The sequence below is a fragment of the Celeribacter halophilus genome, assembly GCF_900114135.1.
Lineage (GTDB): Bacteria > Pseudomonadota > Alphaproteobacteria > Rhodobacterales > Rhodobacteraceae > Celeribacter > Celeribacter halophilus.
Map to the genome: position 1 here is coordinate 52,530 of NZ_FORY01000004.1, position 14,409 is coordinate 66,938.

Genomic DNA, 14,409 nt, shown 5'->3' on the forward strand with positions numbered 1-14,409 from the left:
CTCAAACGTCCTGCGGCAGGAAGCGGTCATCGCCAACACGACAGGCCTCCTCTTCCGAAGGGCGGCCCATTTCATAGGCTGAACGCTGGATGGAAGGATCGGCGAGGTCCGGACTTCTGGTTTGACCCTTTTGCACATCGACACCAAGTCCGCGCAATTTCTCGACCGCAATCTCGATGGCCGGCGTGATCTGGGCAGAGACAACTTCACGCAGCCCTCCGCCGTAATCTTCCAACTCTTCTGGCTGGCAACCAATCAGGATCAGTTTTTCAGGGCAATATCCCATGAGCTGCGCTGTAGCGATAACGTCCTGAAATCCGGTTTGATGCAGCGACATCTTTTTGGCTCCCATATAGGCGGGAACTTCGTCATCCTCGACGATTTTCAACGTGCCCGGCGCAAGCCCGTAGTCCACAGCATCGAATACGAGCAATGTGTCCACCTCTTCCAGAAACGGTAAAAGATAAAGCCCCTGGGTGCCGCCATCGAGCAGCCGGACATCCGGACCAAAGGCGTATGTCTGCGCCAGTCGCTCGACACAGCGCACACCAAAGCCTTCATCAGCCCACAAAACGTTTCCGATTCCTAGGACGAGAACTCTCGCAGTCATTGTGCCCCTCCTCCAAAGGTCATCACATCTCCGCCCGCGTGCTTTTATGTCTATATCGGGTCGGAAGATATACTTTCGACATGTGTTCTAAGTGATCCTAGTCCTTCTGTTCGGGCGCAGCCCAGAAAATTCAGAATACAATGGGATACAATTAAACGCCTAGAAACACAGAGCTTTTCAGAACACACCACTAGGTTGCCACATGCCTTATGGAAGAAACCTATCCATTTTTATATAAATTTGGAAACATAAATTACAAAAGGCGAGGACACGCCCCGCCTCCTGCAAAACCGACGTGAATCGTCATCTATTAAGGTCGCCGGTCCTTGAAACTCCGTGTGCCCGAAATCATGGTCGAAACCATAGATTGACGTGACAGGATATCTTCGCGGATCGCGGCATAGATATGAACGATCATAAACACCACGATGAACCACATGCCCAAATGATGCACGGAGTGGACGATCTGGCTATTCCCAAAGAGCGTCAGAACCCAGCCAGCCATCGTATCGGCAAAACTGCCTTGCCCCGTGCCTTCGGAATAGAGCGCCCAACCCGTGAGGATCATAAAGCTCAGGCCCAAAGTCATGAAAAAGAACATGGCCATTTGTGCCAGCGGGTTATGGCCCACATATTTCTTCGGCTCTTTTTCCAGAAACGCATACCATCTGAGCTCGGTCACGACTTCTTTCCACCACCGCTTTCTCCAAACCGGAATGTAGAACAGCTGCTTGGCGTGATGGTTGCCAACAAAGGCCCAATAGATGCGACCAAAGAAGCCCACCGTTACGATCATGCCCGCCGCAAAATGCGCAAAGCGGATATAGCCCATAACAAACTGATGCGTCGCCTCGGCAATCTGCATCGAGGGCAAAGGCGAGGCGATGAACCAGCCCGTCACACAAAGAATCGTGATTGCCAGAGCATTGACCCAATGCCACACGCGCACAGGCCACTCATACACAAAGATCGACGTCTGATCATGGAGACTTTCCAGATCCTCTGCTGTGGCATCTCCCGTCAAAGGGACGGCCAAATCGCTTTGCGGATAAGGAAGAGTGTCTTGTTCCGACATTTTTATTCCTCCTTACGCTTGGCCTTACGCCCTTTGATCGTGTTCACAGCCAGCCAGACTACGACGACGGCAAGCGCGGCCATCACCAGATGCGCCTCTGTGTGCCCATGTTCTCCCGGCAATGTGGCATGTCCTTCATGTGCCAACACCGGAGACGCCACTGTTGCGGCCAGAAAAGTTGCAGATGCGATATGTTTTTTCATGGTATTTTCCTCCCTTAACGCACTTTGACTGTCGTCAGTTCGGCACCATCCGGCGACATGACATGGGTCGAACACGCCAGACAGGGATCAAAGCTGTGCAATGTGCGCAGAATTTCTACCGGCTCTTCCGGACGCTCCATCGGCGTATCCAGCAGCGAAGCCTCGAAGGCCCCGATATTGCCCTCTGTGTCCCGTGGACTGCCGTTCCAAGTGGTCGGCACCACGCATTGATAGTTCTCGATGCGCCCGTCCTTGATCTTGATCCAATGACCCAAAGCGCCACGCGGAGCTTCGGTCATGCCGACACCTTTGGCCTCTGACGGCCATGTGCTCGGGTCCCATTTCTCCACGTTCGCCGTGGAGCTGTCGCCGTTTTTAATACTGGTGATCAGCTTGTCAAAGAAGTGTTGCTGCAAGCGCGAACAATATTCGGATTCAAGCGCACGGGCGGCTGTGCGGCCCAGCGTCGAGAACAACGCATCCAAAGGCAGGTCCATGGTCTTGAGCAGCCCCGTGACCTGATCGGAAATATCTTCATGCCCTTTCGCATACCCGATGATATACCGCGCCAGAGGACCAACCTCCATCGCGTGCCCTTTCCATCGCGGAGCCTTGATCCAGCTGTATTTGGCAGCCTCGTCCAACTCTTCGATATTGGTGCGGGTACCTTTCGCATTCGGGCCAAGCTCGTAGTTCGGCTCAGTGATCCCGTCCCACGGGTGAAGCCCCTTACCCGCCTCACCATAGGTGTACCAGCTGTGATCCACGAATTCCTGCACCTGCTCCGGATCACGCGGATCAACATCATAGACTGTCGACAGATCACCGTTGATGATTGCGCCGCGCGGCATGTGCAGCTGTTCCGGCGAGAAGTCATTCGGATTTTCAGGAATGTCACCATAGGCCAGACAGGCCTTGGACGACAGTCCGCCGCCATAAAGCCAGTTTTTATAAAAGCCTCCGATGGCGATCACGTCAGGAATATAGACGTTGCGGTTGAACTCCAGCGTTTGCTGGATGATCGACTGGACCATGTTCAACCGTTCCATGTTGATGGCACCAACACCACCCACGCCATCAATATTGATGGGACAAGGCACGCCGCCCACCAACCAGTTCGGGTGCGGGTTCTTGCCGCCGAAAATCGTGTGTATCTTGACGATTTCCTTCTGAAGATCGAGCGCCTCAAGATAGTGGGTTGTGGCCATGAGATCTGCTTCGGGCGGCAACTTATAGGCCGGATTGTCCCAATACCCGTTCTTGAACAGGCCAAGCTGTCCACTTTCGATGAATTTTTTCAGGCGGTTCTGCACGTCGCGGAAATACCCCGGGGAGGACATCGGGTGCGACGGAGACACCGCCTGCTGCAACTCCGAGGTGGCCTTGGGGTCCGCTTTTAGCGCGTTCACCGGGTTCACCCAGTCGAGAGCATGCAGATGGTAGAAATGAACGATATGGTCGTGGATTTGCAGCGCAAGCTGCATCAGGTTGCGAATGGAGTTGGCGTTGTCAGGGATCATGATGCCCAAAGCATCTTCCACTGAACGCACAGAGGTCAGCGCATGGGTGCCGGTGCAAACACCGCAAATGCGCTCTGTGAAGGCCCATGCGTCGCGAGGATCGCGACCTTTGAGGATCACTTCGAGGCCGCGCCACATCGTGCCTGTCGACACCGCGTTGCGGATCACGCCGTTTTCGTCGACATTCACTTCGCAACGCATGTGACCTTCAATACGGGTCACAGGGTCTACAACAATCCGTTTACCGGAATTGTCGATGTTAAAGCCGTTCGGAGTACTGACCATAAGTTACGCCTCCTCTTTCTTTTTATTATCTTGAACTTTGCGCTGCGCGGTCTTGAGAGCAGACACGGCGGCATGTGCAGCAACTCCCGCTCCTACAACGCCAGCGGCGGCCATACCGATCTTGTCAGCGTTTGCTTCTACCCCGAATTGGGTAAGATCGGTCACACGGTCATAGAACGACCCCTGATCCCAGAAACCATCCTCGGAACATCCGATACAGCCGTGCCCCGATTGGATCGGAAAGGACACGCCCTCGTTCCAGCGCACGGTAGAACAGGCGTTATAGGTGGTCGGACCTTTGCACCCCATTTTATAAAGGCAGTAGCCTTTGCGGGCATTCTCATCGTCCCATGCCTCAACAAACTGTCCGGCGTCAAAATGCGGACGACGATAGCACTTGTCGTGGATACGCTGAGAATAGAACATTGCGGGACGGCCCTGACGGTCCAGTTCCGGCAGGCGGTCGAAGGTCAACATATATGTAATAACCCCTGTCATCACCTCCGCGATCGGCGGGCAACCGGGCACTTTGATGATAGGCTTGTCGGTAATGACCTTGTGCACGGGCGTTGCGCGGGTCGGGTTCGGCTTTGCCGCCTGCACACAGCCATAAGAGGCGCAAGCACCCCAACTGATGACGGCCTTGGCATGTTCTGCCGCATGTTTGAGTTGATCGACAAAAGGCTTGCCGCCTACGATGCAATACATTCCGTCTTCATTGAGCGGCGGGTTCCCCTCCACAGCCAGAATGTAATTGCCTTTATATTTCTCGATGGTGTCTTGGAGCGCAGCTTCGGCCTGATGACCGGCCGCAGCCATCAACGTGTCGTCATAATCCAGCGAGATCATCGACAGAACCACATCTTTCGCCAGAGGATGTGCCGAGCGGATAAAACTTTCGGAACAGCAGGTGCACTCCAGACCGTGCACCCAAATCACCGGCGTCCGCGGTTTTGTCTCCATCGCATGAGCGATTTTCGGTACAAAAGAGGGCGACAAACCTAAGGCGGCGGCCGTCAGTGAACAGTATTTCATAAATGAGCGGCGGGTGATCCCCTGCCGGCGCATGACGTCATAGAACGTCTCGATCTGAGCCGAGGTATCGGTCAAGGTGCGTCCCTCCCTGAATTTGGCTAGGCCTTCCGGCCACTTGCGAATACGATGGCATACAATGCCTCGTTCCTCATTTTCGCCGGAGCAAAAGCGCATGCCAAATAAAGACGCGCAAATATCGCCGTTTTATTTCGTCGTATTTTCAGTAGTTTATTTGACGCCTCCAAACACAAGACGGGAAGACGCTAACCGCTCACTGATCTGATCGGAAAGACTCTTACCGGTCTAGATCAAGGTGCCGCGCCGCAGCAACCAAAGCCTGTCCCAGAGCCAGCCCCCCATCATTTGCGGGCACTTTGGTGTGGATCAGAACCGGCACATCGCCAAGCGCCTTGCGTGTCAAATCCAGAAGCAAAGCGTTCTGGAACACGCCGCCGGTTAACGCCACAGCCTCGGCCTGCCCCGAGGTGACAAGCCCGCGTGCGCACGCCGCAAAGGTCTGCGCCAAGCTCATATGAAACAGTGTCGCGGGACTACGCGCCCAATCTCCACCGTGTTCGGAGCCCTCAAGCACACGACGGAACATCTCCGCAGGATCAATCTCCCCCTTGGAAACCGGTAACGGCAAGGCGCAAAGCCCCGATTGGCCATAGCGGGCGATCTCCAACCGCGCCTTTGCCTCAAGCTCCATAGCAGCCTGGCCTTCATATGACTGCGCTCCGACAAAGCCTGTCAGACAGGAAAACGCATCAAACAGACGTCCTGCCGAAGAGGACAACGTTGTATTGACGCCACGCTCCACAGCCTTGCGCAACATGCCCAACAAAGCAGGTTGCGGCACGTAAGTCTCCGCCACATCGCCACAGCCCGCTTGATCCAGCCGCGCCAAGAGGTTTCGCCACGGTTCTTTCGCCGCCATATCCCCGCCGATCAAAGGGGCAGGCCTCAGCCAGAACATGCGCTGCGCCTCGCAATAATCACCTAACAACACCTCTCCACCCCACACGGTTCCGTCCGGGCCCAAACCCAAACCATCGAGGACAATCATGGCAACCTTCCCGCCCGTGAGCGGCCAGCCGTTTTCGCCCAAACACGCGGCTCCGTGGGCATGGTGATGTTGCACCCGCTGGACGGGGAGGCCTTTCTCCTGCGCATAAATCGAGGTGCGAAACTCCGGATGAAGGTCGCAAGCCACCACCTCCGGCTGGTGATCGAACAGTGCGGTATAGTCCTTATCGGCCTGTAAGAATGCCTCGTAGGTCAAGGCATCATCCATGTCGCCAAGATGATGACCCAAGAGCATCTGCCCGTCTTTCAAAAGACAAATCGCGCCTTTCATCTGGCCACCATAGGCCGCAACCTGTGGCGCTTGCTCAAAGCCTTCCGGCAAATGCAAGGTTCCCGGCACTCGCCCGCGCGCACGTCGAAGCACCATTGCCCCATGCGGCGTCACCCGTTCAACAGAGTCATCAAGGCGGCGGGCGATCCTGCGATCATGCAAGAGGAACGCATCTGCGAACCCTGCCAGTTTTTCGCAAGCTTCCTCATTCCCGATCACCTGCGGTTCTCCTGACAGATTGCCGGACGTCATCACCAACGGCCCGCCCACGGCATCAATCAACAGATGGTGTAGCGGCGTATAGGGCAACATCCAGCCCAGCGTATTTTGTCCGGGCGCAATCCCCTTTGGAACACATCGTGCGGGCAAAAGAACAATGGGGGCGGCAGGATCTCTGAGCATGGCTTCCTCCGCATCCGACACGTCGCACCACTGCCGGATCATCTCCAGCGTTCCCATCAGGGCAAAAGGTTTCGCGGGACGGTGCTTGCGCCTGCGCAGCCTCGCCACGGCTTCGTCATCACAAGCATCACACGCCAGATGAAAGCCCCCAAGCCCTTTCACTGCGATGATCTTTCCGTCCCGCAAAAGCTTTGCAGTATTGGTGACAGGGTCACCCTCTATGGGAGGATGTAGCCAAAGTCGTGGACCGCAATCGGCACAAGCCACGGGCTGCGCGTGGAAACGGCGGTCTTCGGGATTTTCATATTCCGCCCGACAGGCCGGACACATCTCGAACGGGGCCATCGTGGTCCGGCTTCGATCATAAGGCAGCTTTTCGACGATGGTGAACCGCGGGCCACAATGTGTGCAATTGGTAAAAGCATAGCCTGCGCGGCGTTCTTGCGGGTCAAAAACCTCGTGAAGACAGGCGTCACAAGTCGCCGCATCAGGCGTCACACGGGTATGCGTGGCACCGCTTTGCGATGCGACGATCTCGAAACCCTCGAACACTGTATCCGTCAGTTGCAGAGACCGGGTTTCAACAGCATCAATACGTGCAAGCGGCGGCATCTGCGCCCGCAAGCGATCCTCGAATCCCGTTGCATCGCCGACAAGACGGATCAGAACCCCTTCGCTATCATTGCGCACATCTCCAGATAGCCCCATGTCGCGCGCGAGTCGCCAAACAAAGGGGCGAAACCCTACGCCTTGCACCTGTCCGCGCACACGGATTTCCAGTCCAAGCAGATCTTGAGGCATCACCTCTGCACTATGGGTCACAATTCTCGCTCCCGCCTCCCGTAGAGACCTCTTCAAAATACTCTAGTGGACCGTACAGACCATGCACGGATCAAAAGACCGGACAATATGCTGGACAGAAACCGGCGTTTCCTCACCGTCGCGCACTTCTGCACCGACCAATGCCGCCTCGACCGGTCCGGGCACACCGCGTCCATCCCGCGGCGAAAAATTCCACGTTGTCGGTGCGATGATCTGATAGGACGTGATCACGCCACCTTCGACCCGCACCCAATGGCCCAAGGCCCCCCGCGCAGCCTCAACCATCCCGACTCCTTCACCATCATCCGGAATTCTGACGTGCCGCATGAACGCTGCCCGAGGATCAATGGAAGCCAGAAGTCGCTCCATCTCGATCTGGGTGCGCGCCAATTCCAACAACCGCCCAATCACCCGCGCCCGCACAGAACCTTCTGCGGCAAGCGCCACAGCCAGCGGATGATCGTCAATTGCTTGCCGCGCCAAAGCCCCTGTTTCAAAGGTCTCTCCGGCAAGACGCGGCGCTTTGCACCAACTGTAGGCATCTTCGCGCATGTCTTCGTCAGGTCGCGTCATACCCCGAGACGGATGTGCATCCTGTCCAAGCATCCAGCTGTGTGTGATCTCTTCTACAATCTGCTCCGGCACCAACTGACTGGAAGTGCCGTCAACCAAGGTTCCGCGCTTGAAGAGCGGGCCATTCGGGCCGGGATAGGCGCCGAACGACAAGTAACGCTTTTCTCCACATCCTGAAGAGTCGAGTGCGAGGTCGTCCGAAATGGCAAGAAAGAGTGCAACATCCCCGCCCGTCCAACCGGACAATTGCACAATCGTTGCCAGTTCTGCGAACTGTTCCAATGGCCCCCCGAACACAACCTCTTCAAGATAGGCGCGAAACGCGGCAAGATCGGCACTGATACGGACTTTATCGCGAACCGAAGGTGCACGGGTCACACCACCGGGCTGAATGGCCAGAGTATGGGGCCACTTCCCTCCCAAAAGGCCGGTAACGTGCATCAATCCGGCCCGCGCTTCGACTGCCCGCTTGAGCGCGGAGCCCTTAGCTGCGGTAAACCGCGTCAGCACCTGATCCCACCAAGGTCGATCCGCATACACAGCGCGGGCAAAATCCGGCATGAAAAACATGTTGAAATGCATCAAATGATCGGAGGCATTTTCAATCATATGCAAAAGCTGTGCCACTTTTGCGCCTTCGGGCGACGGGGTTTTGCCAGCCAAATCCGCCAAAGCCTGCGCGGCCGCCATAGACTGGCTGATAGAACATATGCCACAAATGCGCGGTGTAATGGTGAGGGCATCTATGGGCGATTTGCCCTGCAAAATGCTTTCAAACCCCCGAAACAGAGGCGAATTGGCATAGGCCGCAGAGACACGCCCCTCGCGCACCTCCAGCCGGATTTCGAGATCTCCTTCCACACGATTGAAAGGGCCTACGAGTAATGTGGTCGCATCAGTCATTCTTACGGCTTTTCACTGTGGGCGGGACAACGATACGATCTGCCGCAGCATTTCGGGCCACCCGATCCGGCGTTGCTCGTTTGGAGAGAGACGCCAGCGCCATGAACCACGCTTTCGGCATATCCGTCGGCAAACCAACGGGAATACCCGCAAATTTTGGCGTCTCTGTAAACCCATGTCCCGGTTCTTCAAACTCCGGCGAGGTGCAACTGATACAGGGATAGCCTGCGCGTGTGCAGCTCCCTTCCCCATTCCAGAGCCTGATGTTGCAATCACCTACCGCTTGCGTGCCAACACAACCGAGATGTTCCATCATACATCCCATCTGGCTCAACTCTTCGGCAGAAGCTTTGTATTCGTAAAACTCGTTCTTGGTGCACGCATGATGCACGAGATTGTCCGTGTAGAAGCGGGGGCGGGCGAAACTGTCGAGATCGTCAGCACCAAGACTGTCAGAGGCCAATAACATCAGCGTTTCCGTCACCCAGTCAGGATGGATCGGACAACCGGAGATGTTGATAACGGGCAACCCCGATTGCGACCGGAAATGGGAAGGCAACGCTGCGCCGCTGTGGCGACCTTCATATTGCACTCCGGTGGCATCAGACGGATTGTCGCCCGCAGAGGTCACGCCGCCATATGTGGCACAAGTCCCCACCGCGACCACATGTTTCGCCTTTGGCGCAAGGCTTTGCACCCAGTCAAGCATGGAGCGTCCCGTTCCTGCGAGCATATGATAGCGCCCTGTCCCTTTGGGGCCGTGAACGATGGAGCCCTCAACACACAGAATATCAAGCTCCTGCTCGCCCGCCTCGATCGACGCCAACAGATGCCGCACCTGCGCCCCGCTGGCCTCCGAAAAGGACGGGTGCCAGAGGAATTCGAGCCCCGCTGCCGTAAAGAGATCAAAGACATTCGGGCTTTCTGCACACAGAAGCGACATTGTGCAGCCCCCGCAGCCCGCCGATTGCAACCAGAGAATATTCAAATTTGATCTCCCCGTTTGAGGGTCAGCCGGAAACAGGCCCCTTCTGCCACGTCCGGCAGATAGACCAAAGACCCGCCATGTTCCTCTGCAATTTTGTGGGAAATAGACAGGCCCAGCCCCGTGCCTTGTCCGACCTCTTTTGTGGAGAAGAAAGGGTCAAAGATCGCGGCCCGCAACTCTTCGGGCACACCTGGACCGTTATCACAGACCTGAAGCACTGCAAAATCATCCTGATAAGAGAGATTGACTTGTATTTCCGGTTCCTCGACATCCTGCATGGCGTCAGCCGCATTTTGCACGAGGTTCATAATGACCTGCTGGACATGCCCCAGCCGCCCTAAGGCTATACAAGGGCTTTCCCCCTCAACCGAGATTTTCATCCGGCTTTTCTGACCGCGTTTGACCCATTCCGCCCCGATCCGCGCAGTTTGCGCCAAATCGAACGGCGCCACCTCGCCGGAACCATCAGCCGACAGGCGTCGCAAATCTTCGACAATGTCGCGCACACGTTCCGCCCCGTCGTGCGCCCCTTCAATAGCCACGCGCAGGTTCTTCAAATCCCGTTCGAGTTTCAACTTGGAGCGTAGCTCGACAAGTTCTTCACGGCTGGCCCCGGCCTGAACCTGTTCAAAATAGGCTTCGAACCGGTCGAGATATTTTTGCAGACTATGCGTATTCGCGTAGACGAAAGAGATGGGATTGTTCAGCTCATGCGCAACACCAGCCAGCAACCGCCCCAAAGAGGCAAGTTTTTCGGTCCGCACCAATTGAGTCTGGGCCTGCTTGAGCTCTTCGAGGCTTTGCTCCAATTCGCGATAAGCGCGACGCACCTCACCCAAAGGCCGACCCGTCAGGATAATTCCACTCACCCGCTTGCGGCGATCCAGACGCGGCGCAACACGAAAATCAACCGGACTGGCCCCTCCCGGTGTTTCCAGATCAACCTCGAACGTCTTTTCTTCTTTATCCCGCACAACTTCGGACATCGCCATGCCCATTCGATCGCGCATTGCGCCTTCAAAAAAGGCCACCATAGGCCGTCCGATCAAAGCACTCTTTTCTTCTCCAATCGCAGAACAAAAAGACTGGCTCAAATCGGCGATAAATCCGTCCTTGTCCGTGACCACAAGATAGTCGGAGATTGACGCCATAATCGACCCGAGGAAGGTGCGCAGGCTGGACAGTTCCGCGTTCTGCGCCTCAAGCTGCTCCTGATAATCGACCAGCTCGGCATATGTTTTGTCTACCGCGTCGAGCACATCCACCCACGCCGCGTCATCAAAGCCGGGCTTGAGCTCTTCGCCCATTTTTGTGGAAATGTTCGCCATAGAGACCTCCTGCTCCAAGCGTGTCAGCCACGCCGCAAGGACGCAATAGAATATTGCGATGGCCAGACCTCGAACCCTAGAGGTTTCGGCACGTCACCGACCTGATACCAAGCCTTTTGCGAAATGCGTCAGGCAAGCTCCCGTCATACAAAAAAGAGCCGCTGTGATAAACACAGCGGCCTTGTAGTTCGAGCTGTACGAAGAAATTGGTGTAATGCAACCAACTTGGCAGGTACGAAAGTATATGTATCAAACTGAAATTATAAACGAAAGTAGAATCTTTTCCGAAAAAGACATATGTCGAAATTATGCGCCAAAGAGCATTATGTGACTTGGCGAATATTAACCACTTATCCGTCCCTGCGTATATTTATGCCATGCAGGCACGAGCTATCGTCAAATCTAGGACCCAAGGGCTTGTCATACGGTGGCCTGATCCTAGTGGGATGGCTTGATGACGTCTATGCAATCGACACCTAACTGAACGCTGGCGAGGTGTGAAAAATCGCCCAGCTTACGCCAGTTTTTGATCGCACAGAATTGCCTGTTCACCTGATCTAATGGATATGACAGGGCTTTGTCCGACCATGTCGTCTTGATCTTCTTGCCACGCCGAACACCTTTAATTCCTATGTCGCGTATTTAGTGCTCAACAGTGCAGTGAACGATGTCAAACCTCTCTCGTTACATTGCATGCCAAAGTTTACGTGCGCCATACACCTCACGATCTTTGCTGGTGACGGCTTTGATGGAGGCGGCGAGCACACATTGAATCACTAGGGTAGCGAGGATAACGCTACTCGCCATAGCCGCGCGTCAGGACGGCATCGATATGCAAAAGGGCCTGTTCCAGAGACGACCGCCAGAATCTCCAGTCATGACCGCCCTCGCTGACCCGAAACCGGTGACGGATGCCTGCCTTGCGCAGGGTGACGTGCAGGTCTGCTGTGCCTTCGAAAAACGGATCATCCGCACCGATGTCGAAATAGAGACGCGGCACGCGAGAAAAACGTGCTGCGTCAGTCTGCGCCACCAATGTCTCTCCCTGTATCGCGTCCCCAGCTTCGTTCAGCCGCGCCTTCCCCTCCAGTTCCGCGCCCAAAACACCGGCGTAGCGGCTGCGATAGGCGGCGGGCGACAGTCCGAGAACCTGATCTTCGGTCCGGAAGGCCGAACTGAGCGCGGCAACACCGGCAAAGGCATCCGGCGCACGCAGTTGATAGACCACCCCGGCAAGCGCCCCCATTGATATTCCAAGAATGGCGCGGGCATCACCGCTGGCGATGGCCTTGTGGCGGGTTTCGACGGCGGGGATGAAATCCTCGAAGAACATGTCCTCCCAGAGCATCGTGTCGTCCTGATCGTTCAGAAAATAAGTCGCCACCTCATTTGTTTCATCGCGGCGGCCATCGGGGGCAATGGCAATCAGCGGGCGGATTGTGCCGTCTTCGATCAGACGGTCGAGCATCTTGTCGAGACCGGCAAGCGTGAACCAGTCGCTTGGCTGCCCGCTGCCGCCTCCATGCAGGAGATAAAGGACGGGATAGCTGCGATCATCGGCATCATACCCGGGTGGCAGATAGATAGCGTAACGGACCAGCTCTCCCAAGGTGTCGCTGCGTGCCGCATTGTTAAACCGGACCTCCGCATGGAGCGGGGTGCTGAGTGAACCGATCGCGAGAGACAGGCCGACCAAAGCCATTAACATGAACCGCTTGATCCCGAGGCCCTCCATATGAACGACCGAGAAGATCCCCGGCGCAAGGTTTCTGCCCGTGTTCAAAACGCGGGCACTCACAACCTATGATTGAGGAAAGGTCGGATAATGGCAAGCGTGTCGTTTTCCCATCAATTGGACTGCGTAACTCGCGCAATCATGGGGGAAGGCACGCAGGAAGGAGAACACTTCGCACCCTTAAATTTACACCCAAATGGATAGGAAGAATCGGCAATTATTTAAAAAAACCATTCTTTAGTTGTACAAATATTCCTGAATGGGCAATCCTCAGCTTGGGTGGTGCCGTGATAAAGGATTGATAAAGCATGCCGTATTCAACGCAGTTGCCCAACGGATTGATTACTTTAGATGTCGATGGCCTTCCCGTTGTAGACACCAATTTCATAAGCATTCTCAATAACCTTGGCGATAGTACAGAGTTTACGGACTACAATGTTCCCGAAGAGCAGGGCCCGACAGAACTCAGCTATGGTGATGACTTCAACATAGTCAATGATGACGGGGCAGGCACCAGCACCAGCGTGGATTCGGGCACATATTTAGGAAGTTTTACCCTGTCGACGGCCACTGTTTCGGCAAATCTTCTTGGACTGGCTGGGGTCACCGTGTCGTTAAATCCGATTGAGGGCGAACTTTACCAGGACGAAGACGGAAATTTTTTCATGATAACCGATGAGCCTCTCGACGAGGACCATCTCGGGATCACCATCGAAGTAGATACGTTCCTTGGGGGCGTGACATCTGTTGAACTTAACCTTTCTGACACCTTGGACGATGTTCCTGTCGTCGGAAATGCCGTAGCCCCACTTGTTCAAAGTCTTTTGGATACAGCGGTTGTGACTTTTGAAGTCGATACAACCGGCACGCTCACGTTTAACGATACCGATCTTGTTTGTTTTACCTCGGGTACATTGATCAAAACGGCTCATGGTGAAGTCCCTGTCGAAGCCCTTCAGTTGGGAGACCAGGTTCTGACACTTAATTTGGGGTATCAAGAGATCCGCTGGATTGGGGCCCGTACTCTTTCTTCAACGCAATTGAAGGCGCACCCGAAGTTTCTTCCCATTCGCATTGCCGCAGACGCACTTGGCGTGAACCAGCCTGAGCATGATCTCCTTGTTTCGCCTCAGCATCGGATATTGATTCATTCGATCATTGCGGAGCGGATGTTTGGGCAATCCGAAGTACTGGTGGCCGCAAAGCAGCTTCTTGAAGTGGATGGAATTGAGATCGCAGATGATGTTACCGAAGTGACTTACTGGCACTTCATGTTTGATGCTCATCAGATTGTTTTCGCGAATGGAGCGGCAACAGAGAGTTTGTACACGGGCTCTGAGGCATTGAAAGCCGTTGGAAGAGAGGCACGCCAAGAGATACTCGATATTTTCCCTGAGCTTGGCAAAGAAGGCTTGCATGCCTTTAAACCGGCACGGTTTCTGGTCTCTGGCCGTCGTGGTCGTCGTCTGGCGAAAAGGACGGCGCTCAATAACAAAATGTTAGTGGCGGGACAGGATCCGGCTGTGTCAGCCCAACATTAATTGGAAGTCCATTGAACAGCGAAAAGCATTTT

At 55.2% G+C, this 14,409-nt stretch carries 11 protein-coding genes; 1 reads left to right on the forward strand and 10 read right to left on the reverse strand.

Translation table 11 applies throughout. From position 1 onward, the window contains the following. Position 1 precedes the first annotated feature (1 nt). The 10 genes from BM152_RS04935 to BM152_RS04980 all read right to left on the reverse strand — a co-directional run bounded on the left by BM152_RS04935 (position 2) and on the right by BM152_RS04980 (position 12,884). Positions 2-610, reverse strand: coding sequence for a HyaD/HybD family hydrogenase maturation endopeptidase (locus BM152_RS04935; protein ID WP_066601830.1), 609 nt, complete (start codon positions 608-610; stop codon positions 2-4). A gap of 310 nt (positions 611-920) precedes the next feature. Then, a complete protein-coding gene (gene cybH / locus BM152_RS04940) occupies positions 921-1,685 on the reverse strand; it encodes a Ni/Fe-hydrogenase, b-type cytochrome subunit (protein WP_066601831.1) in 765 nt (254 codons plus the stop codon). A gap of 2 nt (positions 1,686-1,687) precedes the next feature. Beyond that, a complete protein-coding gene (locus tag BM152_RS04945) occupies positions 1,688-1,888 on the reverse strand; it encodes a hypothetical protein (protein WP_066601833.1) in 201 nt (66 codons plus the stop codon). Between the two features lie 14 nt (positions 1,889-1,902). After that, entirely contained in the window at positions 1,903-3,693 is a 1,791-nt protein-coding gene (locus tag BM152_RS04950; RefSeq protein WP_066601836.1) for a nickel-dependent hydrogenase large subunit, read from the reverse strand. Between the two features lie 3 nt (positions 3,694-3,696). Further along, positions 3,697-4,803: a hydrogenase small subunit gene (locus BM152_RS04955; RefSeq protein WP_269446555.1), complete on the reverse strand. Its 1,107-nt coding sequence runs from the start codon at positions 4,801-4,803 to the stop codon at positions 3,697-3,699. Between the two features lie 220 nt (positions 4,804-5,023). Further along, positions 5,024-7,288 (reverse strand): carbamoyltransferase HypF, encoded by a 2,265-nt coding sequence (gene hypF, locus BM152_RS04960; RefSeq protein ID WP_066601838.1) that lies wholly within the window; start codon positions 7,286-7,288, stop codon positions 5,024-5,026. 63 nt (positions 7,289-7,351) lie between these two features. Further along, positions 7,352-8,785 (reverse strand): nickel-dependent hydrogenase large subunit, encoded by a 1,434-nt coding sequence (locus BM152_RS04965; RefSeq protein WP_066601842.1) that lies wholly within the window; start codon positions 8,783-8,785, stop codon positions 7,352-7,354. Continuing rightward, entirely contained in the window at positions 8,778-9,773 is a 996-nt protein-coding gene (locus BM152_RS04970; RefSeq protein ID WP_066601847.1) for an NADH-quinone oxidoreductase subunit B family protein, read from the reverse strand. The genes BM152_RS04965 and BM152_RS04970 overlap by 8 nt, the downstream gene beginning before the upstream one ends. Continuing rightward, on the reverse strand, positions 9,770-11,101 hold the full coding sequence (locus BM152_RS04975; RefSeq protein WP_066601850.1) for a PAS domain-containing sensor histidine kinase: 1,332 nt from the start codon (positions 11,099-11,101) through the stop codon (positions 9,770-9,772). Before BM152_RS04975 ends, BM152_RS04970 begins: the two co-directional genes overlap by 4 nt. A 796-nt stretch (positions 11,102-11,897) precedes the next feature. After that, positions 11,898-12,884 (reverse strand): alpha/beta hydrolase, encoded by a 987-nt coding sequence (locus BM152_RS04980; protein WP_139222474.1) that lies wholly within the window; start codon positions 12,882-12,884, stop codon positions 11,898-11,900. A gap of 260 nt (positions 12,885-13,144) precedes the next feature. Between BM152_RS04980 and BM152_RS04985 the strand changes: the two genes are divergently transcribed. Continuing rightward, complete coding sequence (locus BM152_RS04985) at positions 13,145-14,377, forward strand: Hint domain-containing protein (protein WP_074914002.1); 1,233 nt, start codon at positions 13,145-13,147, stop codon at positions 14,375-14,377. Positions 14,378-14,409 lie beyond the last annotated feature (32 nt).